Source organism: Bacillus sp. XB1 (assembly GCF_053557995.1).
The window spans coordinates 254,787-272,389 of record NZ_JBNRIL010000002.1; the positions used below are offsets into that span (position 1 = coordinate 254,787).

Annotated in this window: 13 protein-coding genes and 1 pseudogene; 13 read left to right on the forward strand and 1 reads right to left on the reverse strand. The window is 36.5% G+C overall.

Features of this window, described 5'->3' with window-relative positions:
- The first annotated feature begins 34 nt into the window (after positions 1 to 34).
- The 3 genes from pfkA to ACK1U5_RS16630 all read left to right on the forward strand — a co-directional run bounded on the left by pfkA (position 35) and on the right by ACK1U5_RS16630 (position 3,390).
- Positions 35 to 994: a 6-phosphofructokinase gene (gene pfkA / locus ACK1U5_RS16620; RefSeq protein ID WP_000821156.1), complete on the forward strand. Its 960-nt coding sequence runs from the start codon at positions 35 to 37 to the stop codon at positions 992 to 994.
- Positions 995 to 1,047: 53 nt separating this feature from the next.
- Positions 1,048 to 2,805, forward strand: coding sequence for a pyruvate kinase (gene pyk / locus ACK1U5_RS16625; protein ID WP_016110781.1), 1,758 nt, complete (start codon positions 1,048 to 1,050; stop codon positions 2,803 to 2,805).
- A 195-nt stretch (positions 2,806 to 3,000) separates the two neighbouring features.
- Positions 3,001 to 3,390, forward strand: coding sequence for an FxsA family protein (locus tag ACK1U5_RS16630; protein WP_000871631.1), 390 nt, complete (start codon positions 3,001 to 3,003; stop codon positions 3,388 to 3,390).
- Positions 3,391 to 4,021: 631 nt separating this feature from the next.
- Here the strand turns inward: ACK1U5_RS16630 and ytvI are convergent.
- Entirely contained in the window at positions 4,022 to 5,140 is a 1,119-nt protein-coding gene (ytvI, locus tag ACK1U5_RS16635) for a sporulation integral membrane protein YtvI (RefSeq protein ID WP_001081388.1), read from the reverse strand.
- A gap of 419 nt (positions 5,141 to 5,559) precedes the next feature.
- On the opposite strand from ytvI, the gene ACK1U5_RS16640 reads away from it, so the two are divergent.
- The 10 genes and pseudogenes from ACK1U5_RS16640 (at position 5,560) to mutM (ending at position 17,566) form a co-directional block, all read left to right on the forward strand.
- Positions 5,560 to 6,021, forward strand: a complete 462-nt coding sequence (locus ACK1U5_RS16640; RefSeq protein WP_000625507.1) for a DUF441 domain-containing protein — start codon at positions 5,560 to 5,562, stop codon at positions 6,019 to 6,021.
- Positions 6,022 to 6,408: 387 nt separating this feature from the next.
- Positions 6,409 to 7,557: a citrate synthase gene (gene citZ / locus ACK1U5_RS16645; RefSeq protein ID WP_113710601.1), complete on the forward strand. Its 1,149-nt coding sequence runs from the start codon at positions 6,409 to 6,411 to the stop codon at positions 7,555 to 7,557.
- Between the two features lie 160 nt (positions 7,558 to 7,717).
- Positions 7,718 to 9,010: an NADP-dependent isocitrate dehydrogenase gene (icd, locus tag ACK1U5_RS16650; protein WP_000206898.1), complete on the forward strand. Its 1,293-nt coding sequence runs from the start codon at positions 7,718 to 7,720 to the stop codon at positions 9,008 to 9,010.
- 19 nt (positions 9,011 to 9,029) lie between these two features.
- Positions 9,030 to 9,968: a malate dehydrogenase gene (gene mdh, locus ACK1U5_RS16655; protein WP_000153232.1), complete on the forward strand. Its 939-nt coding sequence runs from the start codon at positions 9,030 to 9,032 to the stop codon at positions 9,966 to 9,968.
- Positions 9,969 to 10,183: 215 nt separating this feature from the next.
- Positions 10,184 to 10,657 (forward strand): MaoC family dehydratase, encoded by a 474-nt coding sequence (locus ACK1U5_RS16660; RefSeq protein WP_000914180.1) that lies wholly within the window; start codon positions 10,184 to 10,186, stop codon positions 10,655 to 10,657.
- 277 nt (positions 10,658 to 10,934) lie between these two features.
- A pseudogene (locus ACK1U5_RS16665) lies at positions 10,935 to 11,173 on the forward strand (hypothetical protein).
- 155 nt (positions 11,174 to 11,328) lie between these two features.
- A complete protein-coding gene (gene phoP / locus ACK1U5_RS16670; protein WP_001065220.1) occupies positions 11,329 to 12,048 on the forward strand; it encodes a two-component system response regulator PhoP in 720 nt (239 codons plus the stop codon).
- Positions 12,041 to 13,804, forward strand: a complete 1,764-nt coding sequence (gene phoR / locus ACK1U5_RS16675; protein ID WP_061457750.1) for a sensory box histidine kinase PhoR — start codon at positions 12,041 to 12,043, stop codon at positions 13,802 to 13,804. The genes phoP and phoR overlap by 8 nt, the downstream gene beginning before the upstream one ends.
- A 285-nt stretch (positions 13,805 to 14,089) precedes the next feature.
- Positions 14,090 to 16,723 (forward strand): DNA polymerase I, encoded by a 2,634-nt coding sequence (gene polA / locus ACK1U5_RS16680; RefSeq protein WP_000412804.1) that lies wholly within the window; start codon positions 14,090 to 14,092, stop codon positions 16,721 to 16,723.
- A 12-nt stretch (positions 16,724 to 16,735) separates the two neighbouring features.
- A complete protein-coding gene (mutM, locus tag ACK1U5_RS16685; protein WP_065703075.1) occupies positions 16,736 to 17,566 on the forward strand; it encodes a DNA-formamidopyrimidine glycosylase in 831 nt (276 codons plus the stop codon).
- The last annotated feature ends 37 nt before the right edge of the window (positions 17,567 to 17,603 follow it).

Sequence of the window (17,603 nt, forward strand, 5' to 3'; positions counted from 1 at the left end):
TATAAGGCAAATAATCTTTATGAGGTGAGTACAAATGAAACGTATTGGTGTATTAACAAGTGGTGGAGATTCACCTGGTATGAATGCTGCCATTCGTGCAGTTGTTCGTAAAGCGATTTTCCATGATATTGAAGTATATGGTATTTACCATGGATACGCTGGATTAATTTCTGGTCACATTGAAAAATTAGAACTTGGTTCTGTTGGCGATATTATCCACCGCGGTGGTACGAAATTATATACAGCAAGATGTCCTGAGTTTAAAGACCCAGAAGTACGACTAAAAGGTATCGAGCAATTAAAGAAACATGGTATCGAAGGACTTGTTGTTATTGGTGGAGATGGTTCTTACCAAGGCGCTAAAAAATTAACTGAACAAGGATTCCCATGTGTTGGTGTACCAGGTACAATCGACAATGATATCCCTGGAACAGACTTCACAATTGGTTTCGATACAGCTTTAAACACTGTTATTGATGCAATTGATAAAATCCGTGATACAGCTACATCTCATGAACGTACATATGTTATCGAAGTAATGGGACGTCATGCTGGAGATATCGCATTATGGGCTGGTTTAGCTGATGGTGCAGAAACAATCTTAATTCCAGAAGAAGAGTATGACATGGATGATGTAATCGCTCGTCTAAAACGTGGTAGCGAACGTGGTAAAAAACACAGTATTATCATTGTAGCTGAAGGTGTTGGAAGTGCAATTGACATCGGTAAGCACATTGAAGAAGCAACAAACTTTGATACTCGTGTAACTGTATTAGGTCACGTACAACGTGGTGGATCACCAAGTGCACAAGACCGTGTATTAGCAAGTCGTCTTGGTGCAAGAGCAGTTGAGTTGTTAATTGCTGGTAAAGGTGGACGTTGTGTAGGTATTCAAGATAATAAACTTGTTGATCATGACATTATCGAAGCGTTAGCTCAAAAGCATACAATCGATAAAGATATGTATCAATTATCTAAAGAATTATCCATCTAATCGGCGTAATGTCAGATATTTGGGAACGGTTTCATAATTTTCGGAGGTGCAATATGCGTAAAACTAAAATTGTATGTACTATAGGTCCTGCTAGTGAAAGTATTGAAAAATTAGAGCAATTAATCGAAGCAGGTATGAACGTTGCTCGTTTAAACTTCTCTCATGGTAGCCATGAAGAGCACGGAGCTCGTATTAAAAACATTCGTGAAGCTTCAAAGAAAACTGGTAAAACAGTTGGTATCTTACTTGATACAAAAGGTCCAGAAATCCGTACTCACGACTTCGTAGACGGACAAGCTGAGCTTGTAACAGGTGCAGAGGTAGTTCTTTCTACTGAGCAAGTATTAGGTACTGCAGAGAAGTTCTCTGTATCTTATGCTGGTCTTTATGACGATGTAGACCCGGGTTCTCGTATTCTAATCGATGACGGTCTTATCGAACTAGAAGTAATCGAAAAAGCTGATGGAAACATCCGTACAAAAGTTCTTAACAGCGGAACTGTAAAAAATAAAAAAGGTGTTAACGTACCAAACGTAAGCATTAAGCTTCCTGGTATCACTGAAAAAGACGTAAAAGATATCATCTTCGGTATCGAGCAAAAAGTTGATTTCATTGCAGCTTCATTCGTACGTAAAGCGTCTGACGTATTAGAAATCCGTGAATTATTAGAAGAGCATAACGCTCAATACATCCAAATCGTACCAAAAATCGAAAACCAAGAAGGTATCGACAACATCGATTCAATCTTAGAAGTTTCTGACGGTTTAATGGTAGCTCGTGGTGATATGGGTGTAGAAATTCCACCAGAAGAAGTACCGTTAGTACAAAAACGTCTAATTAAAAAATGTAACGTGTTAGGTAAACCGGTTATTACTGCAACACAAATGTTAGATTCTATGCAACGTAACCCACGTCCAACTCGTGCGGAAGCAAGTGACGTAGCTAACGCAATCTTCGATGGTACAGATGCAATCATGCTTTCAGGTGAAACAGCTGCTGGACAATACCCAGTAGAAGCGGTAACAATGATGGCTAACATTGCGGTACGTGTTGAAAAATCATTACAATATGAAGATATGTTCAAAAAACGTATTAAAGAGTTCACTCCAACAATTACAGATGCAATTAGCCAATCTGTTGCGCATACAGCACTTGCTCTTGATGTAGCTGCAATCGTAGCTCCAACAGAAAGTGGATATACTGCGAAAATGATCTCTAAATACCGTCCAAAATCTCCAATCGTAGCTGTAACATCTGACGAGCAAGTAGGACGTCGTCTTGCACTTGTTTGGGGTGTACAAGCATTTATGGCTGAGAAGCGCGCAGCTTCAACTGACGAAATGTTAGATACAGCAATTCAAACAGGTATGGATGCGGGTCTAATCGGACTTGGAGATACTGTAGTGATTACTGCGGGTGTTCCAGTTGCTGAAACTGGTACAACAAACTTAATGAAAATCCACGTTGTTGGTGAAGAAATTGCTAAAGGACAAGGAATTGGTCGTAAAGCTGCAAAAGGTAAAGTAGTTGTAGTAAAAACAGCTGCTGAAGCTGTAGCGAACGTAAACGAAGGTGATATCCTTGTTACAACAAGCACTGATAAAGATATGATTCCTGCAATCGAAAAAGCTGCGGCTTTAGTTGTAGAAGAAGGTGGCTTAACAAGCCATGCAGCTGTTGTAGGCGTATCAATCGGTATTCCTGTTATCGTTGGTGTAAACGGCGTAACAGCAACTTTAAAAAATGGCCAAGAAGTAACAGTTGATGCAGCACGCGGAATTGTTTATAATGGACATGCGGAAGTGCTATAAGTAATACGGAGAGAAGGATCGGAGTCCTTCTCTTTTTTTTACACAAAAACGAGATAGAATTAGCTTAAAGCGCCTAGAATTGCTTTTAAAAGCTGTTTGTTATGTGTTTTAATATGAAAGAGTATCTATATTTCATATGATGTATATAGGCGTTGTGAGGACGTTAAAAGTGAGTTGTGAGAGAGGTGTAGAACTATGAAGTGGTTACTATTCTTGTTTATTTTAATACCGGCGATTGAGATTACGGTCTTAATTGGATCAAGTCATGTAATAGGTTTATGGTCTACGTTCGCTATGATTGTATTTACAGGTGTTGTAGGTGTGTATTTGGCGAAAAGACAAGGGTTTAAAGTGCTTGGAGAGATTCAATCTAAGTTGAATAGAGGGGAAATGCCAGGTGAGGCGGTACTAGATGGTATTTTTGTATTTGTAGGAGGTATTCTCTTAGTGCTTCCTGGGTATGTGACCGATGTGCTAGGGTTTATCTGCGTGATCCCTATTACGAGAGCTTTATTGAAGCCGCTTGTTATGAAGTGGATGGAATGGAAATTTAGAAAGAACTCTACTATTATTATTCAGAAATAGCACTTAGATTGTAGAAATCTAAGTGCTATTTTTTGTATTGTAAGAGGAGAGGAACTTTCTGATTGAAGCTTTGCTTTACCTCGCTATTTGTGGGGTGAAATTTCTATCTCAAAGCTGGGCTGCTCGTAAGCGTCTGATGTGGGGCGAATGATGAGTGGGGATGAACAAAACGTTCGCTTATTATATGTGCTATATAATTTTCGTTTGAACTCTTGTGTGTACTTCGATTAAACTTGTGATTTTTTAGTGCTATTAATTTAGATGAATAAGATGGAGGGAAACGCTGCTGAATTAAATTTTTGCTTTCTTATATAAAGGAACGATTGGTGTAAAAAATTCATATAAAAAGGCGGAGATTGTTAGTTGAAGTCTTGTTTTATGCTATTTTGTATATTTATTCATTTACATAAAAAGTAATAAATGTAAATGATAATTATAAAATAAATAGAATAAATATGTAAAAACACCACGAAATATGCGTTTTTCATGCAAAAAAACAAGAGAATTATCTTTTCTGAGTGCAATTCTCTTGTTTTATGTAATGAGTATGAAAAATAAGTACAAGGAATAATCAGTGGGAAATTCCCACTGATTACATGTAAGTTTTTTGTTGTGTATGAATTAGAAACTATTATTTTGAAGGTGAACCTTTAATATATTTCCACAAGTCATGGAAGACATTAGCTTTGTGTAATGTATTAAGTAGTACTAAGGTGACTGGGCCGATGATTAATCCTAAAAAGCCAAAAAGTTTAAAGCCGACAAATAGAGCGACGAGTGTTGCTAATGGATCGAGACCGATGTTAGATGAAAGTACTTTCGGCTCCATAATTTGTCTTTGGACAATCACGACGATGTATAAAATGAGAAGACCAATGGCGAATGCGGTATCGCCAGTGAAAAATACGTATATAACCCATGGAACGAAGACTGCGCCTGTTCCTAAGTATGGTAGTAAATCTACAACTCCTGTAATAATCGCAATAGTAATGGCGTATGGTACGCGTAATATTAAAAGTCCGATTAGTACAATGACGGTTGTCATAGATACGAGTGTAAGTTGTGCTTTCACAAAACCAAACAAAGCTTTTCTTAAGTCGACAAAAATAGTTTTTCCATAGCCATGTACACGATTCGGTAGCAATTTTCTTGCTTTCTGAGCAAGACGGTGCCAATCGTAACTAATGAAGAAAGTGGCTAATAAAATGAATACAAGAACAGTTAAAGTTGTTGGCAGTGCACTAATGAAATTCGTTAACCCGCTTATAATGGCGGTTAAAAGTTCTTTCATTTGTGTTGTTGCTTCTGTTCCTAAGTTTTGAATGTTTTGTGTAATTGTATAGCGCTGTGGTTCTCCAAGATGATTAAATTTAGAGATTAAATCATCGTAGAGAGGCATAATATGATTAAGTGCAAATTGCTGAGCGAATGTAACGATATCTGGAAACTTTACTGTAACAAGTTGTAGTAAGTATGTTGTGGCAGATATTGCTTCAGTCACAAGATATGTAACAAGTCCAACGATAGCTCCAAATACGAGAATTAAGCTAACGAGTACTGCTAGTGCGCGAGGAAATTGTAGTTTTTGATTAAGGAAATTGACGACAGGATTAATCAAATAAGCAAATGCAAAAGCGATAATAAAAGGATAGATAAGCCCTGACATGTATAGTAATACATAGAACCCAGCTACCGTTGCTACAATGACAAATATGAGTCGCAATATCATATATAGTAAGTTTCGGTTCAAAGATGTATACCTCCCATTCCAATTTGGATTATCCTAATTCGTTCAACTTATAACGAGTGTGCTCCACTGATTAAAGTTTCACTTTATGTTATAGTGGAATGATGGATTTTTCCTGCTTTTTCAGTATGTGAGTGACTGTGAAAGCTTGGTGTTGATGCTTCTACTATATGGTAAAAACTTCATTTTCTCTTCTTTTTATTTTACCTGTTTCTAATTAGAAAAGAAAGAAGAGACGCCCGTTTTTTAAAATGTATACATGCTTAAATTTTGATGGTGAAAGTCTCAGTTTGTCATTTTAAAATACATAAAAAATGAAGTGATTCATGTTGAATAGGCATCGATATAGCATGTATAACGATAGGTTTAAAGGTATTTTTGTTTGGAAATGAGTTCATTATTTTCAGAAAGGAAGTGCAAACATGATTAGTCAGTCAACGTTATTTTTATTCATACTACTTATTATAGGACTTATTGCTAAAAACCAATCGCTTACTGTAGCTATTGGTGTGTTATTTTTATTGAAGTTTACGTTTTTAGGAGATAAGGTCTTTCCTTATTTACAAACGAAAGGAATTAACCTAGGTGTAACGGTCATTACAATAGCGGTGCTCGTACCGATTGCGACAGGGGAAATAGGTTTTAAACAACTTGGAGAAGCGGCGAAATCTTATTATGCGTGGATTGCTTTAGCTTCAGGTGTAGCGGTCGCTTTGTTAGCGAAAGGCGGCGTACAATTGTTGACGACGGATCCTCACATTACAACTGCGCTTGTTTTTGGGACAATTATAGCGGTTGCGCTATTTAATGGGGTTGCTGTTGGTCCGTTAATTGGGGCTGGAATTGCCTATGCGGTTATGAGTATTATACAGATGTTTAAATAAGGAATTTTATAGTAATATAAAATTTTTGAATTCTTTCTGTTCACAAAAGTCAGATAATTGTTTATAATAGGATTAGAAACTTTGAAAAGTTACATAACAGCAGAGACTTTACACCAGATAAAATAAAAACAACATAAAACAATTTTATAATGATATTGTTTTATGTTGTTTTTATCATAAAACTCTTCGGAATGTATTTTCCTCACTAACTTGTTGTTTTGAGCGTGAGGATTCGGGGAGACATTCACGCTCATGCTTTCCATGTAAACAATGGACAATAAGAGGGGAACATCGCAACAAATTTGCATGATCGTGCATTTTGCTTGCCTAAAGAGTGAACGGGCGTTCATAATTCATAAGGGGAGCAAATAGATATAAGGAGCAAGGTTGGGAGAATTTTCAGGAAAAGGAGAGAATGTCATGACTGTTATTCGAGGTTTAGAAGGGGTAGTAGCAACAACATCATCTGTGAGCTCTATTATTGATGATACATTAACTTATGTTGGGTATAATATTGATGATTTAGCTGAGAATGCTACGTTTGAAGAAGTAGTGTACTTATTATGGCACCGCAAGCTTCCTAATGAAAAAGAACTAGCGGAATTTAATGAAATTGTATCTGAATACTATAAAGTTCCAGGTGAGATTTTAACATATTTGAAACAAGTAGATTTAAAAATTGCACATCCGATGTCTGTTTTACGAACTGCAATTTCCATGCTATCATTATACGATGAGAGCGCTGAAATTATGGATGAAAAGTCCAATTATTTGAAAGCGGTTAAATTACAGGCGCAAGTCGGAACTTTAGTTGCTGCTTACGCGAGAATCCGTAAAGGTTTAGATATTGTTGAGCCAAGAAAGGATTTATCATTAGCTGCAAACTTCTTGTACATGTTAAATGATCGCGAGCCAAATGAAGTTGAAATTGAAGCTTTTGATAAGGCGCTTGTACTTCATGCAGATCATGAGTTAAACGCTTCTACATTTACTGCACGTGTTTGCGTAGCTACACTTTCAGATGTATATTCTGGTATTACAGCAGCAATCGGTGCATTAAAAGGTCCTCTTCACGGTGGGGCAAATGAAAATGTAATGAAGATGTTAACTGAGATTGGTGAAGCAGAAAATGTAGAGTCATATATTCATAATGCTCTTCAAAATAAAGTGAAAATCATGGGCTTTGGCCACCGTGTGTATGAGCAGGGTGATCCACGTGCAAAACACTTACGTGAAATGTCTAAGAGATTATGCGTGCTTTTAGGAGAAGAGAAATGGTATAATATGTCTATCAAAATTGAAGACATTGTAACAAAAGAAAAAGGTCTTCCACCAAATGTTGATTTCTATTCAGCTTCTGTATACCATTGTTTAGGAATTGACCATGACTTATTTACACCTATTTTTGCAATTAGCCGTATGTCAGGCTGGTTAGCTCATATTCTAGAACAATATGAAAACAACCGTTTAATTCGTCCGCGTGCTGATTATAATGGACCAACGCATCAAGTGTATGTTCCAATTGCACAACGATAAGCGAATAACACTATTTTGATAGTGAAAATACGCTTTCAAAAGTCTGATTTTTTCGGAAAGATGTAATGATTAGAATATTTTAATTTGACTAACGGTTTGAACTGAGGGGTTATTCCCTCAGTTTCATACATATGAAATTTCAAACATGGGGGTTATCACATTGACGACAGGTGAAAAAATTACTGTAACTAATGGTGTTATGAATGTACCAAACAATCCGATTATTCCATTTATCGAGGGAGATGGAATTGGTCCTGATATTTGGGCGGCTGCATCTCGCGTACTAGAAGCAGCAGTTGAAAAAGCTTATGATGGTGAGAAGAAAATCGTTTGGAAAGAAGTGCTTGCAGGGGAAAAAGCATTCAACCAAACAGGCGAGTGGTTACCAGAAGAAACTTTAAACTTAATTCGTGAATATTTAATCGCGATTAAAGGTCCACTTACAACTCCAGTTGGCGGTGGTATTCGTTCTCTAAACGTAGCACTTCGTCAAGAATTAGATTTATATGTATGTCTACGTCCAGTTCGTTATTTTGAAGGTGTTCCTTCACCTGTAAAACGTCCGGAAGATACTGATATGGTTATTTTCCGTGAAAATACAGAAGACATTTATGCTGGAATTGAATATGCACAAGGATCTCCAGAAGCAGAAAAAGTTCTTGCTTTCTTAAAAGAAGCAATGGGTGTTAATAAAATCCGCTTCCCAGAAACATCTGGTATTGGTATTAAGCCGATTTCAGAAGAAGGGACAAAGCGTCTTGTTCGTGCTGCAATTCAATATGCAATTAACGAAAAACGCTCTTCTGTTACATTAGTTCATAAAGGAAATATTATGAAATTTACAGAAGGTGCTTTCAAAAACTGGGGTTACGAAGTAGCGGAACAAGAATTCGGCGACAAAGTATTTACTTGGGCTGAATACGATCGTATCGTTGAAAAAGATGGTAAAGATGCAGCGAATAAAGCGATGGCAGACGCTGAAGTGGCTGGAAAAATCATCGTAAAAGATTCTATTGCAGACATCTTCTTACAACAAATTTTAACTCGTCCACGTGAGTTCGATGTTGTTGCAACAATGAACTTAAATGGTGACTATATCTCTGATGCACTTGCTGCACAAGTAGGTGGAATTGGTATTGCACCTGGTGCAAACATTAACTATGTGACTGGACATGCTATCTTTGAAGCTACACACGGTACAGCTCCAAAATATGCAGGTTTAGATAAAGTAAACCCATCTTCTGTTCTTCTTTCAGGTGTATTATTATTAGAACACTTAGGATGGAACGAAGCTGCGAAATTAGTAACTGCTTCTGTTGAGAAAACAATTGCTTCAAAAGTAGTAACTTATGATTTCGCACGCTTAATGGAAGGTGCAACAGAAGTGAAATGTTCTGAGTTCGCTAATGAACTTATTAAAAACATGGATGTAGCGATAATCAAAAACGCATAATTAAAGCGGGGGGTAAATTATGACAATCAAACGCAAGAAGGTTTCAGTCATCGGTGCAGGATTTACAGGAGCAACAACGGCATTCTTATTAGCACAAAAAGAACTGGCAGATGTTGTATTAGTGGACATTCCACAACTGGAAAATCCAACAAAAGGGAAAGCGTTAGATATGTTAGAAGCGAGCCCAGTACAAGGTTTTGATGCTAACATTATTGGAACATCTGATTACGCAGATACTGCTGATTCTGACGTTGTCGTTATTACAGCAGGTATTGCACGTAAGCCTGGTATGAGCCGTGATGACTTAGTAGCAACAAACTCTAAAATTATGAAAAGTATTACGCGCGACATTGCAAAACATTCACCAAATGCAATTATTGTTGTGTTAACAAATCCAGTTGATGCAATGACATATTCTGTATTTAAAGAAGCAGGATTCCCGAAAGAGCGTGTTATCGGTCAATCGGGTGTATTAGATACAGCTCGTTTCCGTACATTCATCGCACAAGAATTAAATCTTTCTGTAAAAGATATTACAGGATTTGTTCTTGGTGGACACGGTGACGACATGGTACCTCTTGTGCGTTATTCATATGCAGGCGGTATTCCGTTAGAAACGTTAATTCCGAAAGAGCGTTTAGAAGCAATCGTAGAACGTACACGTAAAGGTGGCGGTGAGATTGTAGGCTTATTAGGAAACGGTAGTGCATATTACGCACCAGCAGCTTCTTTAGTTGAAATGACAGAAGCAATCTTAAAAGATCAACGCCGTGTATTACCGGCTATTGCGTACCTTGAAGGTGAGTATGGTTATAGTGACCTTTACTTAGGGGTACCAGTAATTCTAGGTGGTAACGGAATTGAAAAAATTATTGAATTAGAACTTCTTGCAGATGAAAAAGAAGCGTTAGATCGCTCTGTAGAATCTGTACGTAACGTAATGAAAGTTCTTGTTTAATAATTGAATAGTAGTGAAAAAGATTCGGGATTCCGAATCTTTTTCTACTATTTACCGAATTGTTTTTTTGAAATAATATGAAAACGCTATCATTTGTAATATCCTATAATGAAACTGTAGATTTATACTATACATTGCCCTCATCATAGTAAATTTCGGATAAGGTATCGCTTTTAGTAGGATAATAAGGTGAAAAAATCGGAGGGGGTTGTAACATGTTAAAGAAAAAAGTTCAAATTGGTCGTAAAATGGATGAAATTACAGTAGGAGAGAAATTATCTATCACTGAAAAAATTGAGGATAAAGATTTGTTATTGTACTTAGGGTTAACGAATGATGCCAATCCATTATATATTCAGCATGATTACGCATCCCAAACTCCGTATGAAAAGCCGATTGTACCAAGCATTATGCTAACGGGAATGATTACAACGGCGGTTACGAAATATTTACCGGGTCCAGGAAGTCATATTACGAGAAAGGACCTTACATTCGTGAAACATGTTCACCATTATGAAACGTTACAAATCCACTTTGAAGTTGTGGCTGTTTCTGAGGAGGAACATACAATTGATATGCTTGTATCTGCTCATGATGAAAAAGGAGAAACTGTTGTGAAAGGTTCATTAACAGTAACGCCACCTTTTAAATCTGTTTCCATTATGGAAAAAGCATTAGATAATTTTTAAAAGATGAAAATATGAATAGCGCTAGCATACCTTTAATAAGGATGCTAGCGCTATTTTTAGTTGAAGAACCCTTCTTTGAACCCTTCAGCAAATTCTGAGCACCCCGTTTTAATCGTATCCCAGCTCGGAGCGTTAAAAGCAAGGATACATGTGACTGCTAAAGATAGAATGGATAGTATTAGTCGCATAATAGACCTCTGTATATTGTTAATTTATATATTAAGATTAATAATATAATTATCGGTAATTGAAGTCAATTAAAGGAGTGGTTTTTTAGGTGAGGTGGAAAAGAGAAGAGTGATCTTTGAAACGGTAAGAAAAGCTGAAGTGTGGGCAGACGGGTTTGTGAATGAAATGTACGGGAGAGTATTTGATGGATATGAAACACCAGATTATAAAATAGCGTATGCTTTATCTTTTCTCTTAGCGCAAAATCGAGAACTCAATATTCATACGGAAGTAGAATTTAATAACGATATGGAAGTATATAAAGTATGGATAACAAAACATAATTGAGGCGAACGTAATTGTTTTTAGGAATAACAATAGCACAATCCGAATCCATGAATAGACAATTATATTGAGAGGGACCTTGTTTTCTAGTATGATGAGAATAACGGGGAAAATACTAGGATGAAGAAGGTTTCAAGTCTATAACTTGGAGGAAAAGAATGAACAATCGTATTTTAGTAGTTGATGATGAGGAATTTATCTTAACTTTAATCGAATTTAATTTACAACAAGCTGGGTTTGAAGTTATAACAGCGATGGATGGAGAAATGGCGCTTCAAAAAGCGACAACAGAACGCCCAGATTTAATTATATTAGATTTAATGCTTCCGAAAATGGATGGTATGGAAGTGTGTAAAGAATTACGATTGCAGCGCGTTATGACGCCGATTTTAATGTTAACGGCAAAAGATGATGAGTTTGATAAGGTGCTAGGCCTTGAACTTGGGGCAGATGATTATATGACAAAGCCATTTAGTCCAAGAGAAGTAGTTGCTCGTGTGAAGGCGATTTTGCGCCGTACGAAATTACAACAAGAAGAACAAGTTGCAGAAGCGCCAGATGAAGATAGCATCACAATTGCAGAACTTAAAATTTTACCGGAGTTTTATGAGGCTTATTTCCAAGGAAGAAAGCTTGAATTAACACCAAAAGAATTTGAACTACTTGTGTATCTTGCGAAAAATAAAAGTCGCGTGTTGACACGTGATCAATTATTAAGTGCTGTATGGAATTATGATTTTGCTGGTGATACACGAATTGTTGATGTTCATATTAGCCATTTGCGCGATAAAATTGAACAAAATACGAAAAAACCGACGTACATTAAAACGATACGTGGTTTAGGATATAAATTAGAGGAGCCAAAAGGGAATGAATAAATTTCGTTCCAGGCTTCTTTTTACATTTGTTTCTCTTATTGTATTTATTTTAGTTGGACTAGGTTTATTACTAGAAACTGTGTTTGAAAACTACTATATAGATCATGCTAAAGAGAGAATGGTAAAAGAGACGGAGTATGTTGCGACGTTAGCAGAAGAGCAAGGTTTTGATAATGTCTTAAAAAATCCATACGTATTTGAAAAGTTAGAAGAAAAAATACCAGCTTCTATCGTATTTTTGGATGAAAAAAAGAAAGTTCAATATAGAAAAGAACAAGAATTGGCATTTAGTCCAGAGACGATTAAAGAACTTTCTTCGGAAGTGGCAAAACAACGAAGTAAAGTAATTACGAAAGAAACGGATCGAAAGAATGAATTTTATCATGCGGTGTTCGTTCAAGATGTAGAAGGAAAACAAGGATACATTTTGGTGAAAAGTATAATTGATCCTTTAAGAGACGTACATCAAAAAACGTGGGGATTATTAATTATCGGATTTGTCATTGCTTGTCTCGTAGTTGTATTTTTAGGTATGAAAATTACAGGGCAATATATTAGGCCGATTGAATCGGTTACGAAAGTTGCAATTGAATTGGCAAAGGGTAATTATAAAGCACGTGCATACGAAAGTCATTCGGATGAAACAGGAATGCTGAGTAAAGCGATTAATATTTTAGCTCGAAATTTACAAGAGATGACACTTGAACAAGAAATGCAGCAAGATCGTCTGCATACGTTAATTGAAAATATGGGAAGCGGAATGATTTTAATTGATAGCCGAGGATATATAAACCTTGTAAACCGCTCTTATAAGGAAACTTTCCACGTAACAGATGAAGAATATTTAGATCGCTTATATTATGAATCGTTTCATCATACAGAAATTATTGAGCTTGTAGAAGAAATCTTTATGACAGAAGTGAAAGTGCGTAAACAAATGTTATTGCCACTTGGAATTGAACGGAAGCATTTCGAAGTATATGGAGCGCCGATTATCGGGACAAACCATGAATGGAAAGGGATTGTTCTCGTATTCCATGACATAACAGAGTTAAAGAAATTAGAACAAATGAGAAAAGACTTTTTAGCGAATGTTTCTCATGAATTAAAGACACCGATTACTTCTATTAAAGGTTTTTCAGAAACACTCTTAGACGGAGCGATGGATAATAAAAAATTCTGCGAACATTTCTTGCACATTATTTTAAAAGAAAGTGAGCGCATGCAAGGATTAATTGAAGATTTATTAGATTTGTCGAAGATCGAACAACAAGGATTTAAATTAAATATGGGAACCGTTGACATGAAGGGGCTGCTTGAAGATATTCATATGGTGCTTGATAATAAAGCAGGAGAAAAAGAAATCTCTTTACAAGTGAATGTATTAAAACGTGCCTCTGTTATTGGAGATCCAAGTCGTTTGAAACAAATCTTTATTAATTTAATTAATAACGCAATCGTATATACACCGGCTGGAGGCGTTGTTTCAGTAGAGTTAGCGGAAGATAAATATAATGCTTATATAAAAGTATCGGATACTGGAATTGGTATTAGTAAAGAGGAAATTCCGCGTATTTTTGAACGTTTCTACCGGGTGGATAAAGCAAGAAGTAGAAATACTGGTGGTACCGGCCTTGGATTGTCGATCGTAAAGCATTTAGTTGAGGCGCATCAAGGTACGATTACAGTAGATAGTGAAGTTGGAGAAGGGACAACGTTTACAGTTGTTTTACCGAAATCAGCAACTGAAAAATAGGATGAAGGATGTTTACAATATATTAACAATGGCTTAATTAAATATTAATAAAGCTCTGTTAATATAATACATGAAAACCCCTTCATCCAAGGAGTAATTTTGGACGAGAATAGTTAAGCTGTTCTCGTCACTTCCCTTTATGCCAATATAAGTCTGTTTTATATATGAAAGAAAATAGCCGTTATTTTTCTTCTCTCTATTAGTCATGTTAATATAGAGAGAGGAAAGGAACGGTTTTTTTCTGTGAAAAAAATCATTTCAAATTTGTATGGGGAGGTTTCAATTTTGGAAAAAAAGGTCGTATTAGTAGATGGTAATAATATCGCGTATCGTGCTTTCTTTGCACTACCGCTTTTAAATAACGACAAAGGTATACATACGAACGCAATTTACGGTTTTACAATGATGTTAATGAGAATATTAGAGGAAGAAAAGCCAACTCATATGTTAGTGGCGTTTGATGCAGGCAAAACAACGTTCCGTCATAAAACGTATAGTGAGTATAAAGGAGGGCGTCAAAAGACTCCACCTGAATTATCAGAGCAATTCCCATTTATTCGTGAGATGCTGGATGCGTTCAATGTACCGCGTTATGAATTAGAAAATTATGAAGCGGACGACATCATGGGAACGTTAGCGAAAGAAGCGAGTGAGCAAGGGGCAAGTGTAAAAGTTATTTCAGGAGATAAAGATTTACTTCAACTTGTTTCTGATAACACGCTTGTATGTATTCCGCGAAAAGGGATTACAGAAGTGGATGAATATACGAAAGAAGCTTTATTTGAAAAATACAGCTTATCACCAAAGCAAATTATCGATATGAAAGGTTTAATGGGAGACCAGTCAGATAATATACCAGGTGTACCAGGAGTTGGTGAAAAAACGGCAATTAAATTGTTAACACAGTTTGGAACGGTTGAAGCGGTGTATGAAAATATAGATCAAGTAAGTGGGAAGAAATTAAAAGAAAAACTGGAAGAAAATAAAGAACAAGCTCTTATGAGTAAGGATCTTGCAACTATTATTACAGATGCGCCGATTACAGTTCATGTGGATGATATGGCGTATAAAGGATATGAAGCAAGTGATGTCATTCCAATGTTCGAGAGTTTAGGATTTACATCTCTTTTAAATAAATTAGGCGTTACGCCAGAAGAAACTGCTCCAGCTGAATTAGATGATATTACATTTGATATTGTGGAAGAAGTTACAGAAGAAATGCTTCAGCAAGATAGTGCGCTTATCGTTGAAGTACAAGAAGATAACTATCATAAAGCAGACATTCAAGGTTTCGGTATTCAAAATGAAAATGGATGTTACTTTATTCAGACAGACATTGCTCTTAAGTCAGATGCTTTTAAAGAGTGGCTTGCAGATGGAGAAATGAGAAAGCATACATTTGATGCGAAGCGTGCAATCGTTGCACTGAAATGGAATGGGATAGATATGCAAGGGATTGACTTTGATCTATTAATCGCTGCTTATTTACTTGATCCAGCTGATACGGATAAAGACTTCCGTACTGTAGCGAAAATGAAAGAAACGCATGCTGTGAAATCTGATGAAGAAGTTTACGGAAAAGGTGCGAAGCGTGCTGTTCCAAAGTTAGAGGTAGTAGCGGAGCATGTGGCTCGTAAAGTGCATGTATTATATGATGTAAAGCAAACATTCGTTGAAGAGTTAAAGAAGAATGAGCAATATGAACTGTTTACAGAGTTAGAATTGCCGCTTGCACGTGTATTAGCTGATATGGAAGTAAAGGGTGTAAAAGTTGATACAGAGCGTCTTCGTAATATGGGAGAAGAACTTGCGGGTAGATTAAAGGAAATGGAACAGGAAATTTATAAGCTTGCGGGAACAGAATTTAATATTAATTCACCGAAGCAGCTTGGTGTTATTCTGTTTGAGAACTTAAACTTGCCGGTTATTAAAAAGACGAAAACAGGTTATTCTACGTCAGCTGATGTACTAGATAAGCTTATGAATCACCATGAAATTATTCCAAATATTTTACATTATCGTCAATTAGGGAAACTAAATTCAACTTACATTGAAGGTTTATTGAAAGTTGTACATGAAGATTCATCTAAAATTCATACTCGCTTTAATCAAGTGTTAACGCAAACAGGTCGATTAAGTTCAACGGATCCGAACTTGCAAAATATCCCGATTCGATTAGAAGAAGGAAGAAAGATTCGTCAGGCGTTTGTTCCGTCAGAAGAAGGATGGATTATGTATGCGGCTGATTACTCACAAATCGAACTGCGTGTATTAGCTCATATTGCAAATGATAAAGGGCTAGTTGAAGCATTCCAACATGATATGGATATTCATACGAAAACAGCTATGGATGTATTTGGCGTTAAAAAAGATGAAGTAACTTCAAATATGAGACGACAAGCGAAAGCTGTTAACTTCGGAATTGTATATGGTATTAGTGATTATGGTCTTTCACAAAACTTAGGAATTACAAGAAAAGCAGCAGCGGAATTTATTGAAAAGTATTTAGAAAGTTTCCCTGGTGTACAAGAATACATGGAGGACATCGTAAAAGATGCGAAACAAAAAGGATATGTGGCTACATTATTAAATCGTCGCCGTTATATTCCAGAAATTACGAGTCGTAATTTCAATTTACGTAGCTTCGCTGAGCGTACAGCGATGAATACACCAATTCAAGGTACTGCCGCAGATATTATTAAAAAAGCGATGATTATTATGGCGGATCGTTTAGAAGAAGAAGGATTACAAGCACGTCTTCTTCTGCAAGTACACGATGAATTGATATTTGAAGCGCCAAAAGAAGAAATTGAAAAATTAGAGAAGCTTGTACCTGAAGTAATGGAGCATGCAATTGAACTTGCAGTTCCGCTGAAAGTTGATTATTCTTACGGTCCAACTTGGTACGACGCAAAATAAGGAAGTGATGAAATGCCTGAATTACCAGAGGTTGAAAACGTCAGACGGACACTTGAAAATCTTGTAACAGGAAAAACGATTGAAGATGTTATTGTTACTTATCCAAAAATAGTGAAACGACCGGATGATGCAGAAATCTTTAAAGAAATGCTAAAAGGCGAGAAGATTGAAAAAATAAAGCGAAGAGGAAAGTTTTTGCTTTTATATGTAACGAATTATGTTATTGTTTCACATTTGCGTATGGAAGGTAAGTTTTTACTACATCAAGAGGATGAGCCGATTGATAAACATACGCACGTCCGTTTCTTATTTACAGATGGAACGGAATTACATTATAAAGATGTGAGAAAGTTTGGTACGATGCATCTCTTTAAGAAAGGTGAAGAAATGAACCAAATGCCTCTTGCGGACTTAGGTCCGGAGCCATTTGATGCTGAAATGACACCGCAGTATTTACAAGAAAGATTACAAAAGACAAATCGTAAAATAAAAGTTGTGCTACTGGATCAGCGTCTTTTAGTAGGGCTTGGAAATATATATGTAGATGAAGTTTTATTCCGTTCTCAAATTCATCCGGAACGAGAAGCTTCGTCTTTAACAGTAGAAGAAATTGAGCGAATTTATGAGGCTACCGTTACAACGCTAGGCGAAGCAGTAAAGCGTGGCGGAAGTACAATTCGGACGTATATCAACTCACAAGGGCAAATTGGTTCTTTCCAAGAACTCCTAAATGTATATGGGAAAAAAGGAGAGCCGTGCGTAACTTGTGGCACGATATTAGAAAAAACAGTTGTTGGCGGGCGAGGAACGCATTACTGCCCAATTTGTCAGCCTAGAATATAGAAAAGAGATAACATCGGATAGGCATTTGTCATATACA